We start from the raw sequence: 17,557 nt of genomic DNA, 5'->3' as shown, positions 1-17,557 counted from the left end.
CACTTAGAGTGCCAGTCGTGAAAATGGAGCATTCGCCGATGATGCCGACGACCGCCGATAAAGCCCAACCGCCAGGGGAAGCCGCCCCGCCGCTGGATGCTGCCCAGCTGGCCGAGGCCTTTGCGCTCTTCAGCCGCGCATCGGAAGAGCTGTCGACCGCCTACAACGCCCTGCAGGGGCAGGTGGTGCAGTTGACCGAGCGCCTGACGGTGCTGATGGGCGCTTTGCCCGCAGGCGTGGTGGTGGTGAATCGTGCGGGCGAAGTGGTTCAGGTCAACCGCGCGGCGGAGGTGCAGTTCGGAACCAATCTCGTCGGCAAGATCTGGGATGAGGTCGCCGCAGCCTTGCAGACCACCGAGACGCCGGGCGAGCTCACCATCGAACGCCCCGAGGGCGCGCGGCGCCTGGCCATGTCGGAAACCGCGCTCGAGTCCGGCGAGGAGCGCATCCTGCTGCTGCACGATGTCACCGAAACCCACCGCATGCGCCTGGCCGCAGAGCGCAACGAACGCCTGGCGGCAATGGGCGAGATGGTGGCCGGGCTCGCCCACCAGTTGCGCACGCCGCTCGCGGCCGCGCTGCTGTACACCGGCAACCTGCGCCAGCCCGAGCTCGGGCCGGCAGAGCGGGCCAAGGTGGCGGAGCGGGCCATCGAACGCATGCGTTACCTTGAGCGCCTGATCCGCGACATGCTGCTGTTTGCGCGCGGTGACAGCCTGGGGCGGCAGGATTTCGGCGTCTGCGATCTGGCAGCCGAGCTCACCCACACCCTGGAACCGCTTGCGCGGGCGCGACAGATCGAGTTTACGAGCGCCTGCGAATGTGGTGCGCTGACCGTGCATGGCGACCGCAAGGCCGTGGGCGGCGCACTGACGAATCTGCTGGAGAATGCAATCCAGGCGACCGAACCGGGCGGCAAGGTGAGCTGCCAGGTTTTCCTGGATGACGGGGCGCAGGGCAGGGAGGTGCGTTTCGTGGTCAGTGACACCGGCCGCGGCATTGCGCCCGAAGTGCAGACACGCCTGTTCGACCCCTTCTTTACCACCCGTGCCGAGGGCACCGGCCTTGGCCTGGCGATTGCCCGCGGCGTGGCGCGCGGCCATGGCGGCGACATCGCGCTGAGCTCCACGCCCGGCACCGGCACGACCTTTACCCTGACCTTGCCCCTGGGCGCCACGAATGGCGCCGCTGCGGGCGGAGCACGCGCATCATGATCGAACATCTGAACATCCTCGTGGTCGAGGACGACGACGCACTGCGCGATGCGGTGTGTTTCACGCTGGAAATGGCGGGGCATGGCGTGACCGGCGTCGACGGCGGCCCGTCCGCACTTGCCGAACTCGAGCGCCAGTCCTTCAACCTGGTGGTGTCCGACCTGCGCATGCAGCCCATGGACGGCCTGCAGTTGCTGGGCGAGATCCGCAGCCGCCTGCCGCAATTGCCAGTGCTGCTGATGACGGCCTATGGCGACGTGGATAAGGCGGTGGCGGCCATGCGTGGCGGTGCCTGCGATTTTCTGATGAAGCCCTTCGAGCCCGAGGTGCTGCTCGAGAACGTGCGCCGTTATGCCGCGGTTCAGCCCGAAGCCGACGATACCGTGGCCGAGGACCCGCACACCCGAAACCTGCTGGGACTGGCCGCGCGCGTGGCCGAAACCGACGCGACGGTGCTGCTCACCGGCGAATCCGGCACCGGCAAGGAAGTCTTTGCGCGCCACATCCACCATCACTCGCCGCGTGCGCGTGCAGCCTTCGTCGCCATCAACTGCGCCGCGATCCCCGAGAACCTGCTCGAAGCCACCCTGTTCGGCTACGAGAAGGGCGCCTTTACCGGTGCGCAGAGCTCGCAGCCGGGCAAATTCGAGCAGGCACAGGGCGGGACCATCCTGCTCGACGAGATCTCGGAAATGCCGCTGGGTCTGCAGGCCAAGATGCTGCGCGTGCTGCAGGAGCGCGAAGTGGAACGGGTCGGCGGCAAGAAGCCGATCGCGCTCGATATCCGGGTGCTCGCGACCAGCAACCGCGACATGCTCAAGGAAATCGCTGCCGGACGCTTCCGCGAGGACTTGTACTACCGGCTGAACGTGTTTCCGCTCAGCATCCCGTCGCTGCGCGAGCGGCCGGGCGACATCGTGCCGCTGGCGCGTCACTTCCTGCAGCGTCATGCCCAGCGTGCGGGGCGCCAGGCACGCTTTTCGCCTGAGGCCGAGAGCTTGCTGCTGAGCTATGGCTGGCCAGGCAACGTGCGCGAGCTCGAGAACACCGCGCACCGGGCGCTGATTCTGACCGCTGGCGACACCGTGAGTGCAGAGACCATCCGCCTGTGCCTGCCGCACTGGACGGGCGAGGCGGCCCCGCCGCCTGCGCCGGCGACGTCACCGGCTGTTTCGGCCCCGCCTGTCGCCGCGGCTGCTCCGGGATTCGGTGCCGGATATGCGTCGTCACCGGCAACAAGCGGCAATCAGGCGGCAAGTTTTGCCGCTTCTGCCGGCCCGGCACCGTCCGAGGCTGCTGCACGGCCGGCAAACATGAAGGATCTGGAGCGCGAGCACATTCTCGGGACGCTGCGTGAAATGGGCGGTTCGCGCAAAAAGACGGTTGAGAAACTCGGCATCTCGGAGCGCACGCTGCGCTACAAGCTGCAGCAGTACAGGGATGAAGGCCACGAGGTGTGATTGCCGGCCGTGTGCCGGGTGGCGGTGCTGCACCGAATGATGTTCGATCGGCGCGATACCGGGCGGGTGGTGGCATGGGGATTGCTCTGCTATGCTCAGAACACAGGTAACCCGTACCCGGGGGAGTAATCATGGATACCCGCGGAATTGATCAAATGTTGTCCGAGCTGCGCTCGGTGTCGCAGACCGCCCAGAACAAACCTGTTCAGGGCAGCGAGCCTGCGGGCGGCGCCAATTTTTCCGATGTGCTCAACAATGCACTCAAGGATGTGAGCGCTGCGCAGCAGGAAGCGCGTTCGATGGCGCAGGATTTCAGCGCCGGCGACCCCAATGTGAACCTGCAGGATGTGATGGTGAACCTGCAAAAGGCCAACCTCTCGTTCCAGCAGATGGTGCAGGTGCGAAATCGCTTGGTCACCGCCTACCAGGACATCATGAACATGCCTGTTTAAGCGGCATTGCTGAAGTATTCAAGGGCCTGTGACCGGCATCGAGCCGGTCACAGGCCCTTGTCGCTTATGGGCCGCAAAACAATTCGCCCGATCCTGCCGCGCTGATGGCGTGGCAGGATCGGGCGAATGCCGTGCGGTGCTTGAGCACCGTCCGGGCGCAGCCCGGCTATCCAGCCGCTTACGGGATCAGCACGATCTTGGCCGACGGGGTGCTGCCGTCGTGCAGGGCCTGAAACGCGGCCGAGCCCTCGGACAGGGGCTGTGTCGACACCCAGTTCAGCGGGCCAAGTGCGCCGGTGTACAGCGCCTGGGCAGCCGCTTTCAGGTCGGTCTGCGAGTAGGTGTAGACGCCGATGAAGGTGACTTCCGCCAGGGTCAGCTTGCGCACGTTGAAGTCGCCGTCGCCCTGCAGCAGGCCGACGTGCACGATGACGCCACCCGGCCGGATGCTGTCGATTGCGGTCTTGCGCGTGGCGACGGCGCCCACGGCGTCGAACACGAGGTCGTAGTGGTTTTCGTCCGGCGTGCTTGCCGACGGATCGAAGACCTCGCCACAGTCAGCCTCGGTCGCGGTCTGGCGGCGCAGCGCGTTGGTGTCGCCGATCAGGATGTCGCGGCAGCCGTAGTGCTTGAGCAGCAGCGCGATCAGCAGGCCGATCGAGCCTGCGCCGATCACCATCGCCCTGGCTTCCGCGAGGGGGCGTTCGGACACGCGCATGGCTCTGTGGACCGCATGCAGGGCGGTCGCGGTCGGCTCGGTGAGCGCTGCGGCCACCGGGTCCATGTCGTCGGGCAGTTCGATCAGCGACTGCTCGGGAATGGTCAGGTACTGAGCGAAGGCGCCGGGGCGGGACATGCCGATCATGGTGCGGTTGGCGCACAGATTCTGGCGCCCGCTGAGGCAGTATTCGCAGTAGCCGCAGAAGGCGATCGGATTCATCGTCACGCGCTTTCCGCGCAGGCGGCCGTGCTCGACGATGCCGGTGGCCTCGTGGCCGAGGATCATCGGCGGCACGCGACGGGCGTCATGGCCATGGTAGGCGTGCATGTCGGAGCCGCAGATACCGACCGCATCAATCTTCACCAGCGCCTCGCCCGGACCGGGAGAGGGGAAGTCCGCGTCGCGGTATTCGACTTCACGGGTGCCGGTATACACCAGCGCGCGCATGCTGTTCATTGTCTCTTCCTTGTTGTTCATTTTGCGGAGAAGCCGCCGTCGACGTACAGGGTCTGCCCGGTGACGTAAGCGGAGGCGTCCGACGCGAAGAAGATCGTGGGGCCGGCGATGTCTTCGAGCTCGCCGTTACGCCCGATCATGGTCTGGCGGGCATTGGCTTCTGCACGTGCGGGGTCGTTGAAGACCGCTGCGGTGAGTTCGGTGGGAAAGAAGCCGGGCGCGATCGCATTGACCGTGATGCCGTGGCGCGACCAGGCCTCGGCCATGGCCCGCGTCAGCTGCACGATGCCGCCCTTGCCTGCGCCGTACGGTGCGCTGTTGGGGAAGGCGCGCTGCGACTGCAGCGAAGCGAGGTTGATGATGCGGCCCCGCCCCTTTGCGATCATGGCCGGTGCCATGGCCTTGGCGAGGAAGAAGGGGGCGGTGAGGTGGAGCGCGAGGTGCAGGTTCCAGGCTTCGGGGCCGACGTCCTCGATGGGCTGGCGCAGGTTAACGCCGGCGGCATTGATGAGGATGTTCGGTGCGCCGAAGGCTTCGGCGGCCTGTGCCGCGATGTCGCCAAGCGCGGCCGGGTCGGCGAGGTCGGCAACGACGAAGGCTGCACGTCCGCCGGCGCTGCGGATTTCACCGACCGCTTGCTCAAGCTCGCTGCGGCGGCGCGCGATCAGCACCAGGTCTGCACCTGCGCCGGCCAGCGCCCGCGCCATCGCGCGGCCGAGGCCGGAGCTGCCGCCGGTGACGGCGGCAACGCGCCCGCTCAGATCGAAACGGGCGCTCATCTCACTGCATCCCGATGTCGAGCAGGAACTTCTCGCCCGGATAGTACTTGGCGAGGCGGACGTCGCCGGTGCGCGCATGGCCTTCCATGCCTTCGCAACGCGACAGGCGTGCGGTTGCTGCGCCCACGCTGCGGGTGGCGTCCTGGGTCTGACGCTGATGGGTGACGATCTTGAGGAACTTCTGTGCGCTCAGGCCACCGGTGTAACGCGCAGCACCCTTGGTCGGCAGGATATGGTTGGTGCCCGAGCACTTGTCGCCAAATGCCACCGTGGCTTCTTCGCCGACGAAGAGCGAGCCGTAGCTGCCGAGCTTGTCCTGCCACCAGTCGAGGTCTTTGGCCTGCACTTCGAGGTGTTCTGAAGCGTAACGGTCGGACACTTCGACGACCTCTTCACGGGTGTCGCACAGGATGACTTCGCCGTAGTCGCGCCAGGCGATCGTTGCCGCGTTGCGCTGAACTTCGGGCAGGCGTTCGATATGGCCCGGTACCAGCGCGATCACCTGATCGGCGATGGTGCGCGAGGTGGTGAACAGCCAGGCCGGGGAGTCGGGGCCGTGTTCGGCCTGACCGACGAGGTCGGCGGCGAGGATCTCCGGGTCGGCGGTTTCGTCAGCAATGATGCCGATCTCCGTGGGGCCGGCAAACATGTCGATACCGCAGCGACCGAAGAGCTGGCGCTTGGCTTCGGCAACGAACTTGTTGCCGGGGCCGACCAGGATGTCGGCGGGCTTGCCGGTGAAGAGGCCGTAGGCCATCGAGGCGATGCCCTGTACGCCGCCCATCTGCAGGATGGTGTCGGCGCCGGCCAGGTCCATCGCATAGAGAATGGCCGGATGGATGCCGTCCTTGTCACGTGGAACCGAGCAGGCGATGACGTTCTTCACGCCAGCGACCTTGGCGGTGGCCACGCTCATGATGGCGGAAGCGATGTGGGCGTAGCGGCCGCCGGGCACGTAGCAGCCTGCGGTTTCCATCGGGATCAGTTTCTGGCCGGCGAAGAGGCCGGGGCTGAGCTCGACTTCGAACTCGCCGATCGAATCGCGCTGGGCACGGGCAAAGCTGCTGACGCGTGCGTAGGCGAACTGGATGTCGAGCTTGAGCTGCTCGGGCACCTTGTCCTTGGCAGCTTCGATCTGCTCGCGGCTGACGATGATGTCGCCATCCCAGTTGTCGAGCTTCTTGCAGTATTCGAGCGCGGCTTCTTCGCGGCGGGTTTCCATGTCGCGCAGCATCGTGGTGACGGTGTCGCGGGTCTGCTCTTCGCCGGTAGCGGAGGTCTTGCTGGCTTTTTTGATATAGGTGATGGTCATGATTTGTCTCCTTTGATTATACGAATGTAAGCGCTTACATTAAACCTGAAAAAAATATTCCGTCAAGCCCGTTTTCACCGGATGGCGGGCGGCCATCCGGCGCCTGAACGGGCACAGGCTTTAACCAGGAATGCCCCACATTGAAAGCTGTGGAATGAAGGCCACCAGCAACACCACCGCCAGCATGCCAAGCACGTAGGGGATGGCGTAGCGCGACATCGACATCACCGAGCATCCGGTCAGCCCTGACAGCACAAACAGGTTGAGTCCGAACGGTGGGGTGATGAAGCCGATACCCAGGGTGGTGACCATGATGATCGAGAAGTGGATCTCGCTCATCCCGAGCGACTGCGCCAGCGGCAGCAGCAGGGGCGACATGATCAGGATGCTGGGTGTGGTCTCCATGAACAGGCCGGTGATGAGCAGCAGCCCGATCATCATCAGGATGATCATCGTCGGATCGCTGGAGATCCCGCTGATGGTCTGTACGAAGGACTGCGGGATGTCGAGCACCGCCATGATCTGCGCCAGGGGCAGGGATACGGCAATGATGGGTACGATGATGCCGCACACCTTGGCCGAGCTCTCCAGCATCTTGGGGATGTCGGCGAAGCCCAGACGCTTCTGGTGGAAGCCGATCAGCACCGTGATCGTGACCGCGGCAGCAGCGGACTCGGTCGGGGTGAAGACGCCCGAATAGATGCCGCCCAGAATCACGCCCGGCACCGCCAGTGCCCAGCGTGCCGCCCATATCGCCTGCAGCCAGCGCTGAAGCGAAAATGACGATCGCCCCTGCTCGAACCCGTGCACCCGGTTCAGGATCACGTTGGTCACCATCACCGAGAACATGATCATGATCCCGGGAATCAGTGCCGCCAGAAACAGCGTGGATACCGAGATGCCGAGGACGAGGCCGATGATGATGTAGGCGATCGAGGGCGGAATCAGGATGCCGGTACAGGCGCCCGAGGCCACCAGCGCAGCGGCTGCAGGCAGCGGGTAGCCGCGCTCGACCAGCCGGTTGATGGTCATCCGTCCGACCGCTGCGGCGCCGGCAGCATCCGAGCCCGAGATGCAGGCAAAGAACCCGCAGCCGAGGGTGGTTGAGCAGCCCAGGCCCGTTCGGACGCCGCCGACGCTGGCTTCCGCGAGGTCAAGGAGCTTGTCGGACAGTCCCGAGCGCACCAGCGCATCACCGGTGAGGATGAACAGTGGTACGGCGATCAGTGCGAAGTGGTCGATTCCCTCGAACAGGCCTTCGCCGACCATGCTGGTCGGGATGACGCCCGTTGCATACACCATTGCCAGCGTACCCAGACCCAGCGATACCCAGATTGGCGTACCGATCAGGACGAGGAAACCGAGCAGGGCAAGCGCGGCGTAGAACTCGACGCCAAGCGTCATCGCCGTCCCTTGCGTGAGCATGAAGTCCATTGCGGTTCTCCTCAGTCGAACAGTTTGTGGCCCTCGAAGGGCGGTCGTCCGGCCTTCAGGTCCTTGATATCGCGACGCATCGACTGCAACACCCGCAGCACGATGCAGGAGAAGCCGAAGGGGACGGCAACCAGGAACCACGCCTGACTGACGCGCAAGCCCGGTGTCACCGAACCGAATCTGATCGACGTGAGGACAGGTTCGATCGACAGGTAGAGCGCGATCACCGCGAACACGAGGGTGAAGAAATCGCTCAGCAGCCAGGAGATTGCCCGTCCGCGTGCCGGCAGTGCCTGAACCAGGGCGTCGATGCGGATATGTGCCCGGTCACGCACGGCGAAGGCGGCGGCGATCCACGTCAGGTAGATGAAGGCGTAGCGCGCGACCTCTTCGCCCCATACGGACGAGTAGGACAGTCCGAAACGGCGCACCACATCGACCGAGATGACCGAGATGATGGTGGCGTAGAAGAACAGCAACAGCCAGCGCTCACCGTTGCGGTCGATCTGCGCAAGCCAGCCCCGCGGGGCTGGTACCGTCGCTTCCGGGTGGTTCCTGGCAGTCATGACTGCGCTGTTCATGACACGTCCTGGACGTGGTAGTCGCCCTGGGTGTTGGCAGCTTCGAGCAGTTTGTTGAAGTCGGCGAGCGAGCCGGCGAACTCCGCCTTCATCGCATCCCAGGCCGGCAACTGGTGACCGCAGCGCGCCACCCATTGCTTGATGTCGTCAGCGGCCGGCACGTGGATCCTGACGCCGGCCTGGCGCAGCTGATCCATGGCGTAGGCGCGCGATGCGGGCACGCGGGCGAGGTTCTGACGGAAGGTGACGTCGGCGGCTTCGGTGATGCCGGCCTGAATGTCCTTGGGCAGGCTGTTGAACCACTGCAGGTTGCACGAGTAGATCTGAGCGTCGGGTACCGAACGGATGGTCGAGATCGAGTGCAGGGTGTCGGCAAAGCCGAATGTCAGCAGGGCCTGCAGGCTGGGGTCGAGCGCGTCGGCCACGCCCTGTTTCATCGCCGAGCTGGTCTCACCCCAGGCCACCGGCGTGGGGTTGGCGCCGGCGAGGCGGTAGAAGGTCTGCAGCACTTTTGACGAAGGCACGCGAAACTTGATGCCGGCAATGTCGTCCGGCACCGATACCGGGCGATCGCGCAAGCCCTTGCGGATCGCGACCGTGCGCGGGTCGATGCACACGTACATCAGTGGCTTGAAACCGCGCGCCTCGACCGCAGGATGCACCCGGTTGCGCCAGGCGGCAGACGTCACCAGGTTCACGAACTGCTGGTTGTTGCCGCACCAGTAGGGGATGTTGATCAGATCGACCGCGGGGGCGAAAGGCGCGAAGTTCGAGATGGAATGCATCGCGATCGGCACCGTGCCGTTCTGTACCTTGCTCACCAGCGCGCCACCGACGCCCAGTTGCCCGCCCGGCGAGAGCTTGACGTAGACGTTTCCCTGGGTGAAATTCTGCAGGTTTTCCTTCAGATCGAGCTGCATCATCGGGTAGCTGCGGCTGGCGCCGAGGATGTACTCGGTGGCCATGATGACCTGGAATTTGGCCTTGCTTTCGCGCTCGCGCTCTTCGTTGGCGACCTGCGCCATGGCGTCGTCCGAGAACAGTGCGCCTGCACTGACACCGGCGACGGCTGCGGTGAAGCCGAAGCGTCCGCTCATCTGGAAGAAGCGGCGGCGTTCAATCTGTTGCGGCTCGTTGCTCTGGATTTTTGTGTTCATTTCGTGTCTCCTTCGGTGGTGGTGTCCAGCGCGGGGGCGTTGATTGCCCTCCGTTGTTCTTCGAGCAGGCAGGCGCCGAGGCCGATGGCCAGGCCCAGTGCGAGAATTAGTGCAAGCAGCATTTCGGGGACAAGGGGGAACTGGTCGTAACCGAAGCTCGTACGCAGTTTTCCGCTAATGATGGCGGCCCAGAAGATCGCGAAGGCTGCGGCCGACAGGCGGAGCAGCAGACGGGTGTGCGGGGGTGGCCCCCCATGTGTGGACGGGTTCTGCACTGATTTGTCTCCTTCGTTATGGCGCCTGTAAGCGCTTACATTTTGGTGTAGTTAAATGCAGATCGGCGGCTTTGTCAAATAGAAATTTCTATATTTATTCATTCGTATCATCTGAATGACTTGACGGCATCAAAGTGTTGCAGCGGGAGCTGAAAACGCTACCATTCGTATCTGTTCGGACACACAGGAAACGTGCATGGTCGAGGGCCGCAGGCGGGAAACGATTCGAAATGACAGGCCGGTACTGGCGGATGTGGCGCGTGCGGCCGGCGTGTCGACAGCCTCGGTGTCTCGGGTGCTGAACGAACCCGACAAGGTGCGTCCCGAGATGCGTCAGCGCGTGATGGCGGCGGTGGAGCAGCTGGGTTATGTGCCTGACGGCGCGGCGCGGGCGCTGGCCTCCGGGCGCCTGCGAACCATTGGTGCAATCGTTCCCACGCTCGACAACGCCATCTTCGCCAGTGGCATCAACGCGTTGCAGCGCCGGCTGGCGCAGCGCGGTTTCACGCTGCTGGTGGCGTCGTCCGAATACGACAGCGACGAAGAGGCGCGCGAGGTTCATGCGCTGGTCGTCAGGGGGGTGGATGGTCTTGTCTTCGTGGGCGAAGGCCACGACCCCAAGCTGTACAAACTGCTCGCCTCCAAGGGCCTGCCGTACGTGAATACCTGGGTGCATGCGCCCGATCAGCCGCATCCGACCATCGGCTTCGACAACCGCAGTGCAGGGCAGCGGCTCGCTGACTATCTGATGGATCTGGGGCATCGGCGCATCGCGATGGTGGCGGGTTTCACGGCCCACAACGACCGTGCACGTGCGCGTGCAGAGGGCGTGCGCGAAGCGCTGGCAAAGCGCGGGCTGGAGATTGCGCCCGGTCAGTTCCTGGAGCGGGCCTACGATGTGCGCGAGGGGCGGGAGGCGCTGCGCACCCTGCTGCGTTTGCCGGAGCCACCCACCGCGGTCATTTGCGGTAATGACGTGCAGGCCATGGGTGCGCTGTTCGAGACCCAGGCGCAGGGTATCGCCGTGCCTGCAAGGCTTTCCATCGTCGGCTTCGATGATCTGCCGATCTCGGCCAACCTCGTGCCTGCGCTGACAACGATCCGGGTGCCGGCGGCCGATATCGGGCGGCGTGCGGCGGATTATCTGCTCGATCGCCTTGCCGGGCAGGACCCGCCGGCCCACACCGAGCTGGATGCCGAGCTGGTGGTGCGCGGCACGACCGCACCCCCGCCAGTGCTGGCGGAGGGCGGCTGAATCTGCCGTCACGGCAGGCGACGGAATCCAGGCGTCTGCAGGCGGTTCAGGTCCGGCTGCTTTCCGCGTCGAAGCCGTCGAGCAGGCGGGCGAGTGCTTCCAGCAGGTCAGGCGCTGCGACGATGCACGACCGGGTGTCGAGTACCGACCCGGCGGGGCGTGTATTCTGCGTGCCGCGCAAGTCGAGGCGGCCGCCTGCCTCCTCGATCATCAGGCTGCCTGCAGCAAGATCCCAGGCTTTCATGCCGACCTGCCAGAAGCCGTCGAGCTGGCCGCTGGCCACGCGTGCGAGATCGAGCACCATCGAACCCGAGCGTCTGACGCCTTGCGCGGTGTTCAGTGCGGCGCCCAGGGCCGGCAGATAGCCCGCCATGGCAGCTGCGCCCGGCTTGGGGAACACGGTGCCGAGCAGGGCGTGTTTCAGCTCGCTGCACGATGAAACGTGTATCCGGCTGCCATTGCGCCAGGCGCCACCGCCACGGACGGCCGAGTAGGTGTCGCCACGCACCGGATCGACGATGACGCCGACCAGTGCCTGCCCGCGATGCAGGCAGGCTACCGACACCGCGAAGTCCGCCAGCCCGTGCGCGAAGTTCACTGAGCCGTCGATCGGGTCGATCACCCACAGGTAATCCGACTCGACGCCATCGCCACCGGCTTCCTCCGAGAGAATGGCGTGATCCGGGCAGGCGCTGCGGATGATGCCGATGGCTGCGGTTTCGGCCGCAAGGTCTATCGAGGTGACGACATCGCCCGCGCCCTTGTCGGCCACTTCGATGCTGTCGCGCTGCAGCCAGCCCTGATGCGCAATCCTGCTCGCGGCGCCGGCAGCGTCGCGCGCCACTGCGAGCAGGCGCTCGCCGTCGAATGTGGATGGCGCGCTCATTTGATGACGTGCTCGAGCAGGTAGATGCCGCCCAGCACCCACAGGGCAAGGAAGATCGTATTGGCCACGATCAGGGCGATCGGCTGCCAGCCGACGGTGCGCAACTCGGCAAAGGACGTCTTGACCCCGAGGGCGGAGATCGCCACGACCAGGCACCAGCGCGACAGGCTCGACAGGGAGTCGCTGACTTCGGTGGTGAGCAGGCCGGCACTGTTGATCAGCACGAGGATGATGAAGCCGACGAGAAAGCGGGGGAGCAGCGTGACCGGTTCATCGTTGTCCTTGTTCTGGCGACGGAAGCTGAGCGAGATCATGAGTACGACCGGCACCAGCAATGCGACCCGGAACAGCTTCACCAGGGTGGCGGTTTCGGCCACCTGAGGCGAGATCAGAAAACCCGCGCCCACGACCTGTGCGACATCGTGAATCGTACCGCCAAAGAACACGGCGGTCATCTCCGGGCTGAGTTCGAGCAGCTTCGCGATCAGCGGGTAGGCGATCATCGCCACCGTCGACAGGGCGGTGACCGTGACCACGGTCAGCAGCGTCATGCGCTGGTTCTGATCGTTCTTGGGCAGGGCCGCAGCGATGGCCAGCGCGGCCGACGCGCCACAGATTGCCACTGCGCCGCCGCCGAGCAGACCTTCCGGCCCGGTGCGTCCGAGGCGGCGCGCAAGCAGCGAACCGAACAGCAGCGTGGCGCCCACGCCTGCCACCACCAGTGCGATCGGCCCGGCGCCAAGGTCGGCGATCTGGCCGACGGTGATGCGCGCACCGAGCAAGGCCACACCGAAGCGCAGCACCCCACGCGCGGCGAAATCGATGCCGATGCGCGTTCTGGGTTCCGCCGCCAGGTAGTGGAAGGCCATGCCGACCAGCAAGGCATAGAGAAACTGCGGGCCGCCGTAGTGCTCGGCGATGAAGGTGGAGGCGAGCGCGATGACAAGGGCCGTCATCAGGCCCGGCATACGCGCGGTGGTGCTGCGCAGGTTGGCGGCAATGCTGGACATCGTGGCTGTGCTCATGATCCTTCCATGTGACGTGCGCTTGAGGCCGACCGGGCAGCGGATCGGGCGTAATGACATTTCAGGGTCAATGCTAGCGGAGATGTAAGATATAGGTCAACTAGATGAGTTAGGTGATGTAGAGTGTTGGAAAGATGATTCCGTGCATCGGAGTCGATGTTGCATCGAGGCGGGGGAGGACATGATGGAATTGCACATCAGGGAATTGCGGAAGTTCGACGAACCACTCTACAAGTGGGTAAAGCGCGGGCTGATCGAATTGATCGGGCTCGGCACCTGGCGTCCGGCGCAGGCGATTCCGTCGGAGCGCAAACTGTCGGATGGCTTTGGCGTCAGTATGGGAACGGTCCGGCGCGCGCTGGATGAACTGGTCGACGAGGACGTGCTGGTGCGCCATCAGGGGCGCGGCACCTTCGTGACCGCGCATGATCGCAACCGCTATCTGTTCAGCTTCTTCAATGTCTGCGGACATGACGGACAGCGGATCTATCCGGTTGTGATCCTGATCGACTTCGACAGTCTGCGTGCAGACGCTTTTGCCGCGCGCAACCTGAGCATCAGTCCGGGGGCCAAGGTGGTGCGCATGCGCAACCTGCTGACCCTGAAGGGCGTGCCGACCCTGGTCGACGAGGTTCTGCTGCCGGCGGCGCGCTTTGCCGGGATCAGCCGCGAGCGGGTGGCCGATCGCAGCGGTACGCTGTACCAGCTATACGAAGAACAGTTCCGGCAGTCGGTGACCCGTATCGAAGAGCGCTTGCGCGCGACCGTGGCCAACGCGCAGCAGGCTGCGGACCTGGAGGTCGATCCGGGCTACCCGCTGCTGCACATCGTGCGGCGGGCGTTTGCGGTCGACGGTACGCCGATCGAATTGCGCCACTCCTTCGTCAAGACCGAACACTACGAGTACTCGCGCACCCTGCATGAAGCTGATCGCGGGCGCGGCCGGGACTGACGTTTACTGGTGCTCTTCGGCGAAATACTCGTGATGCGCGGTGTTCACATAGCTGTGACGCAGCTCCACTGCGAGATCGTTGAACGACAGTGCAAGCCTGACGATGTGCAGCAAGGGTGCGCCCACTTCGACCTCGAGCAGTGAGGCCAGGCGCTCGTCGGCAAGGCAGGCACGCAGGCGCTCCTCGGTGCGCAGCACGGCGACGGCGAAGTTGTCCTGGTAGAGCTGATAGAGCGTGGCAGGCCGGTTGCGCACGATCTCTGCGGTGAGATGCGGAAAGCTGCGCTCGGGTACGTGGATGTCGTCGACGATCAGTGGCTTGCCGGCGATGCTCAGCCGGTTGGTCAGGCGGAAAAGCTTCGACCCGGTGCGTATGCCAAGGCGCTGGGCCATGTCGGCATCGGCCTTGATGCTGGCGAACGCCTCGAGTTCTACCTTCGGGTATTCCTTGTGCCCGTCCTGCCCAATGATGTGGAAAAAGGCGAACACATAGCGATCGTGCGTGTGGGAGGTGACGAAGGTGCCGCGCCCCTGGTGCCGGATGAGGATGTTCTCCGCCACCAGTTCATCGACCGCCTTGCGCACGGTGCCGATGCTGACCCCGAAACGCTCGCCCAGACGCTTCTCCGACGGGATGATTTCGCCCGGCTTCCACTCGCCATTGCGCAGCGATTCCATGATTTTTCGCTTCACTTCCTGGTAGAGCGGGGCGCCCAGGGGAAGGCCTGACAGTGAAATCTGGTTCATGGCGGGAGCGGCCTCGATGAAGTAGGCGCAATGGCACTAGGGGCATCAATCATACCAAATCCCGCGCGAGATCAAGGCTTGAGCGATACATCTCATCCGTATGAGTGTGTGCGCGGGCACTCACGCCATGCCAGCCGCGACCCCGCATTTCATCTGAACTCGAAAAAAGTTAAGCGAAACATCCAACTCATATAGATCACTCAGTTGACACGGATGAATTGCGAGATTACGATGCAGTTGCTGTCCGCATGGACTGATCGCCAAAGGAGAAGAGAGATGATTCATTTTGTCGTACATGAAGAGGGTGACTCGGTCGGCACGATCGTGGTCGAGGGCGTCAAGAGCGGCGCAACGCTGTCGGGCTGGATCATGGAGCAGGACCGCATGACGGAAATCAAGACGCGCAGCGACATTCCGATCGGTCACAAGATCGCGCTGCAGCAGCTGGAAGTCGGTGCCACGGTGATCAAGTACGGCGTCGATATCGGCAAGGTCGTTGCCCCCATCGCGGCGGGCGAGCACTTGCACGTCCAGAACGTCAAGACCAAGCGCTGGTAAGCCCAGGCTCAGGTCGCGCCACACCCATTCCATTCATAGAGAGGCATCGCCAAATGATCAGCAATGAAACGACTTTTCTCGGATATCGCCGCGAGAACGGCCGCGTCGGGGTTCGCAACCACGTCATCGTCCTGCCGGTGGACGACATTTCCAACGCAGCAGCCGAAGCCGTTGCGAACAACATCAAGGGCGCAATGGCCCTGCCGCATCCCTACGGTCGTCTGCAGTTCGGTGCCGACCTTGAGCTGCACTTCCGCACCCTGATCGGTACCGGTTCCAACCCCAACGTGGCTGCAGTGGTCGTGATCGGCATCGAGCCGGCCTGGACCAAGCTCGTTGCCGACGGCATCGCCAAGACCGGCAAGCCGGTCCACAGCTTCTCGATCTCGCAGAATGGCGATCACGAGACCATCATGAAGGCGTCGAAAGCCGCCCGCGAGCTGGTTCAGTTTGCCTCCGAGAAGCAGCGCGAAGAGTGCCCGATCAGCGAACTGTGGGTGTCCACCAAGTGCGGCGAGTCGGATACGACCTCGGGCTGCGGTGCCAACCCGACCGTCGGCAATGCCTTCGACAAGCTCTACGGTGTCGGCGCGACCCTGGTGTTCGGCGAGACTTCCGAGCTGACCGGTGGCGAGCATCTGGTGGCCGCACGCTGTGCCACGCCGGACGTGAAGGAAGAGTTCATGAAGCTGTTCAACAGCTATCAGGACATGATCAACCGTCACAAGACCTCGGACCTCTCCGACTCGCAGCCGACCAAGGGCAACATCGCCGGTGGCCTGACCACCATTGAGGAAAAGGCGCTGGGCAACATCCAGAAGATCGGCAAGAAGTGCAAGGTCGATGGCGTTCTCGACTATGCCGAAACGCCGACCGCCCCCGGCCTGTGGTTCATGCAGTCGAGCTCGGCCGCTGCCGAGATGGTGACGCTGTGTGCAGCTGCCGGTTACGTGGTGCATTTCTTCCCCACCGGACAGGGCAACATCGTCGGCAACCCGATCCTGCCGGTGATCAAGATCTGCGCAAACCCGAGGACCGTCCGCACCATGGGCGAGCACATCGACGTCGATACCTCCGGCCTGCTGCAGCGCGAAATGAACATGGATGGCGCTGGCGACCAGTTGCTTGACTGCATGCTGCGCACCGCGAACGGACGCCTTACCGCGGCCGAAGCGCTGGGACACCGCGAATTCGTGCTGACCCGTCTGTACGAGAGTGCCTGATGGTCTGAAGCCTGACACCGGCCGCTGAGGCCGGTTGCTGCAACGGGGGCTTTCGCCATGAGGCGACGGCCCCCGCAACCCCTTGATGGAGGAGACACATAATGAGAAAGCTTCAAAGCGCCATTACCCGCATGACCGTCGCCAGCCTGTGCAGCATTTCCCTGGGGGCCGCTGCGGCCTACCCGGAGCAGACCATCAACTACATCATCCCCTTTGGTCCGGGGGGTGAGTCGGACATCGCCGCACGCCTGCAGGAGCCGCTGTTCAAGAAGCATGGCGGGCAGTCGGTGGCCATTCAGTACAAGGCCGGTGCGGGCGGCGCTGCAGCGTGGGCGCAACTGAACAGCATGACTGCTGACGGCTACACGATGATGGGGACGAACCTCCCGCACATCGTCCTGCAGCCGATGGAAAAGGACGTAGGCTACCGCACCGCGGAAATGACCAACGTGTACTGGTTTCACTACACGCCCGATGCGCTGCTGGTGACTGCGGACAGCCCCTACAAGACCCTGGCGGACTATCTCGCTGCTGCGCGCAAGGCGCCGGGCGGGGTGATCGTCGGCGGCACCGGAACCAACTCCGGTAACGAGCTGGCGAAGGCGCGCCTGGACAAGCTCGCCGGCGTCAAGACCACCTATATCCCGTTCAAGGGCACAGGTGCGGTCAACACCGCACTGCTGGGCAAGCAGGTCGCGGCCTCCTGGGGCTACACCACGGTGAAGCTGCAACTGGGCGACCAGGTGCGCTGCCTCGCGGTGGCCATGGAAACACGGCATCCGCGCATGCCGGATTGTCCGACCTTCCGCGAGCTGGGCATCGACATGGTCGGTGGCGTCTATCGCGGACTCGCCGTGCCTTCGAATACGCCGGCTGCGGTGCAGAAGCAGGTTGCCAGCCTGATCGGTCAGATCAACAAGGATCCGGTCTTCGTCGAGAAGATGCTGGACAACGGGTTCACCGTCGTCGATGTCGGCCCCGAGCAGATGAAAGACTTCATGGACAAGATGAGCAAGGAATACGCGGAAGCTGCCAAGGATCTTGGCATCAAGATGCAGTGATCTTCCAAG

Annotated in this window: 18 protein-coding genes; 8 read left to right on the top strand and 10 right to left on the bottom strand. The window is 64.2% G+C overall.

Features of this window, described 5'->3' with window-relative positions; all coding sequences use genetic code 11:
* Positions 1 to 41: 41 nt before the first annotated feature.
* The 3 genes from CEW87_RS21170 to fliE all read left to right on the top strand — a co-directional run bounded on the left by CEW87_RS21170 (position 42) and on the right by fliE (position 3,126).
* Positions 42 to 1,214, top strand: coding sequence for a sensor histidine kinase (locus tag CEW87_RS21170; RefSeq protein ID WP_108977450.1), 1,173 nt, complete (start codon positions 42 to 44; stop codon positions 1,212 to 1,214).
* On the top strand, positions 1,211 to 2,674 hold the full coding sequence (locus CEW87_RS21165; protein WP_108976205.1) for a sigma-54-dependent transcriptional regulator: 1,464 nt from the start codon (positions 1,211 to 1,213) through the stop codon (positions 2,672 to 2,674). The genes CEW87_RS21170 and CEW87_RS21165 overlap by 4 nt, the downstream gene beginning before the upstream one ends.
* Before the next feature lie 131 nt (positions 2,675 to 2,805).
* Positions 2,806 to 3,126, top strand: coding sequence for a flagellar hook-basal body complex protein FliE (fliE, locus tag CEW87_RS21160; protein WP_108976203.1), 321 nt, complete (start codon positions 2,806 to 2,808; stop codon positions 3,124 to 3,126).
* A gap of 178 nt (positions 3,127 to 3,304) precedes the next feature.
* Here fliE and CEW87_RS21155 read toward each other — a convergent pair whose 3' ends face one another.
* The 7 genes from CEW87_RS21155 to CEW87_RS21125 form a co-directional block, all read right to left on the bottom strand.
* Positions 3,305 to 4,303 (bottom strand): galactitol-1-phosphate 5-dehydrogenase, encoded by a 999-nt coding sequence (locus tag CEW87_RS21155; RefSeq protein ID WP_199917084.1) that lies wholly within the window; start codon positions 4,301 to 4,303, stop codon positions 3,305 to 3,307.
* Positions 4,304 to 4,320: 17 nt separating this feature from the next.
* On the bottom strand, positions 4,321 to 5,082 hold the full coding sequence (locus CEW87_RS21150) for an SDR family NAD(P)-dependent oxidoreductase (RefSeq protein ID WP_108976201.1): 762 nt from the start codon (positions 5,080 to 5,082) through the stop codon (positions 4,321 to 4,323).
* Position 5,083: 1 nt separating this feature from the next.
* Positions 5,084 to 6,394 carry a histidinol dehydrogenase gene (gene hisD, locus CEW87_RS21145; RefSeq protein WP_108976199.1) on the bottom strand — a complete coding sequence of 437 codons (1,311 nt, stop codon included), beginning with the start codon at positions 6,392 to 6,394 and terminating at the stop codon, positions 5,084 to 5,086.
* A gap of 120 nt (positions 6,395 to 6,514) precedes the next feature.
* On the bottom strand, positions 6,515 to 7,828 hold the full coding sequence (locus CEW87_RS21140) for a TRAP transporter large permease (protein ID WP_108976197.1): 1,314 nt from the start codon (positions 7,826 to 7,828) through the stop codon (positions 6,515 to 6,517).
* Between the two features lie 11 nt (positions 7,829 to 7,839).
* Complete coding sequence (locus CEW87_RS21135) at positions 7,840 to 8,409, bottom strand: TRAP transporter small permease (RefSeq protein ID WP_199917083.1); 570 nt, start codon at positions 8,407 to 8,409, stop codon at positions 7,840 to 7,842.
* Positions 8,406 to 9,566 (bottom strand): TRAP transporter substrate-binding protein, encoded by a 1,161-nt coding sequence (locus CEW87_RS21130; protein ID WP_108976195.1) that lies wholly within the window; start codon positions 9,564 to 9,566, stop codon positions 8,406 to 8,408. The genes CEW87_RS21135 and CEW87_RS21130 overlap by 4 nt, the downstream gene beginning before the upstream one ends.
* Positions 9,563 to 9,841 (bottom strand): hypothetical protein, encoded by a 279-nt coding sequence (locus CEW87_RS21125; protein ID WP_108976193.1) that lies wholly within the window; start codon positions 9,839 to 9,841, stop codon positions 9,563 to 9,565. The genes CEW87_RS21130 and CEW87_RS21125 overlap by 4 nt, the downstream gene beginning before the upstream one ends.
* 196 nt (positions 9,842 to 10,037) lie before the next feature.
* On the opposite strand from CEW87_RS21125, the gene CEW87_RS21120 reads away from it, so the two are divergent.
* Positions 10,038 to 11,096: a LacI family DNA-binding transcriptional regulator gene (locus CEW87_RS21120; RefSeq protein ID WP_108976191.1), complete on the top strand. Its 1,059-nt coding sequence runs from the start codon at positions 10,038 to 10,040 to the stop codon at positions 11,094 to 11,096.
* Between the two features lie 46 nt (positions 11,097 to 11,142).
* Here CEW87_RS21120 and CEW87_RS21115 read toward each other — a convergent pair whose 3' ends face one another.
* Positions 11,143 to 11,982, bottom strand: coding sequence for an inositol monophosphatase family protein (locus tag CEW87_RS21115; RefSeq protein WP_108976189.1), 840 nt, complete (start codon positions 11,980 to 11,982; stop codon positions 11,143 to 11,145).
* Positions 11,979 to 13,007 carry a YeiH family protein gene (locus tag CEW87_RS21110; RefSeq protein WP_234421605.1) on the bottom strand — a complete coding sequence of 343 codons (1,029 nt, stop codon included), beginning with the start codon at positions 13,005 to 13,007 and terminating at the stop codon, positions 11,979 to 11,981. The genes CEW87_RS21115 and CEW87_RS21110 overlap by 4 nt, the downstream gene beginning before the upstream one ends.
* Positions 13,008 to 13,188: 181 nt before the next feature.
* On the opposite strand from CEW87_RS21110, the gene CEW87_RS21105 reads away from it, so the two are divergent.
* Complete coding sequence (locus CEW87_RS21105; protein ID WP_108976187.1) at positions 13,189 to 13,959, top strand: GntR family transcriptional regulator; 771 nt, start codon at positions 13,189 to 13,191, stop codon at positions 13,957 to 13,959.
* A gap of 3 nt (positions 13,960 to 13,962) precedes the next feature.
* Here CEW87_RS21105 and CEW87_RS21100 read toward each other — a convergent pair whose 3' ends face one another.
* Entirely contained in the window at positions 13,963 to 14,706 is a 744-nt protein-coding gene (locus tag CEW87_RS21100) for a GntR family transcriptional regulator (RefSeq protein WP_108976185.1), read from the bottom strand.
* 276 nt (positions 14,707 to 14,982) lie between these two features.
* Between CEW87_RS21100 and CEW87_RS21095 the strand changes: the two genes are divergently transcribed.
* From CEW87_RS21095 to CEW87_RS21085, 3 genes are all read left to right on the top strand, one after another.
* Positions 14,983 to 15,264: a UxaA family hydrolase gene (locus CEW87_RS21095; protein ID WP_108948937.1), complete on the top strand. Its 282-nt coding sequence runs from the start codon at positions 14,983 to 14,985 to the stop codon at positions 15,262 to 15,264.
* A gap of 53 nt (positions 15,265 to 15,317) precedes the next feature.
* Complete coding sequence (locus CEW87_RS21090) at positions 15,318 to 16,487, top strand: UxaA family hydrolase (protein ID WP_108976183.1); 1,170 nt, start codon at positions 15,318 to 15,320, stop codon at positions 16,485 to 16,487.
* A gap of 101 nt (positions 16,488 to 16,588) precedes the next feature.
* The gene (locus tag CEW87_RS21085; protein ID WP_199917082.1) at positions 16,589 to 17,548 is read left to right on the top strand and encodes a tripartite tricarboxylate transporter substrate binding protein; all 960 of its coding nucleotides are present in this window, start codon (positions 16,589 to 16,591) and stop codon (positions 17,546 to 17,548) included.
* The last annotated feature ends 9 nt before the right edge of the window (positions 17,549 to 17,557 follow it).

Origin of the sequence: Parazoarcus communis, from assembly GCF_003111665.1 — a bacterium.
Classification (GTDB): domain Bacteria; phylum Pseudomonadota; class Gammaproteobacteria; order Burkholderiales; family Rhodocyclaceae; genus Parazoarcus; species Parazoarcus communis_B.
Note: the sequence above shows the minus strand (reverse complement) of the source record. Positions and strands in the feature narration are given on the sequence as shown.

Coding starts and splice junctions, on each gene's coding strand:
- CEW87_RS21135 (WP_199917083.1), bottom strand. CDS start 8,409: ATGAACAGCGCAGTCATGACTGCCAGGAACCACCCGGAAGCGACGGTA.
- CEW87_RS21150 (WP_108976201.1), bottom strand. CDS start 5,082: ATGAGCGCCCGTTTCGATCTGAGCGGGCGCGTTGCCGCCGTCACCGGC.
- CEW87_RS21090 (WP_108976183.1), top strand. CDS start 15,318: ATGATCAGCAATGAAACGACTTTTCTCGGATATCGCCGCGAGAACGGC.
- hisD (WP_108976199.1), bottom strand. CDS start 6,394: ATGACCATCACCTATATCAAAAAAGCCAGCAAGACCTCCGCTACCGGC.
- CEW87_RS21165 (WP_108976205.1), top strand. CDS start 1,211: ATGATCGAACATCTGAACATCCTCGTGGTCGAGGACGACGACGCACTG.
- CEW87_RS21085 (WP_199917082.1), top strand. CDS start 16,589: ATGAGAAAGCTTCAAAGCGCCATTACCCGCATGACCGTCGCCAGCCTG.
- CEW87_RS21105 (WP_108976187.1), top strand. CDS start 13,189: ATGATGGAATTGCACATCAGGGAATTGCGGAAGTTCGACGAACCACTC.
- CEW87_RS21140 (WP_108976197.1), bottom strand. CDS start 7,828: ATGGACTTCATGCTCACGCAAGGGACGGCGATGACGCTTGGCGTCGAG.
- CEW87_RS21155 (WP_199917084.1), bottom strand. CDS start 4,303: ATGAACAGCATGCGCGCGCTGGTGTATACCGGCACCCGTGAAGTCGAA.
- CEW87_RS21100 (WP_108976185.1), bottom strand. CDS start 14,706: ATGAACCAGATTTCACTGTCAGGCCTTCCCCTGGGCGCCCCGCTCTAC.
- CEW87_RS21110 (WP_234421605.1), bottom strand. CDS start 13,007: ATGAGCACAGCCACGATGTCCAGCATTGCCGCCAACCTGCGCAGCACC.
- CEW87_RS21095 (WP_108948937.1), top strand. CDS start 14,983: ATGATTCATTTTGTCGTACATGAAGAGGGTGACTCGGTCGGCACGATC.
- CEW87_RS21170 (WP_108977450.1), top strand. CDS start 42: ATGCCGACGACCGCCGATAAAGCCCAACCGCCAGGGGAAGCCGCCCCG.
- CEW87_RS21115 (WP_108976189.1), bottom strand. CDS start 11,982: ATGAGCGCGCCATCCACATTCGACGGCGAGCGCCTGCTCGCAGTGGCG.
- fliE (WP_108976203.1), top strand. CDS start 2,806: ATGGATACCCGCGGAATTGATCAAATGTTGTCCGAGCTGCGCTCGGTG.
- CEW87_RS21130 (WP_108976195.1), bottom strand. CDS start 9,566: ATGAACACAAAAATCCAGAGCAACGAGCCGCAACAGATTGAACGCCGC.
- CEW87_RS21120 (WP_108976191.1), top strand. CDS start 10,038: ATGGTCGAGGGCCGCAGGCGGGAAACGATTCGAAATGACAGGCCGGTA.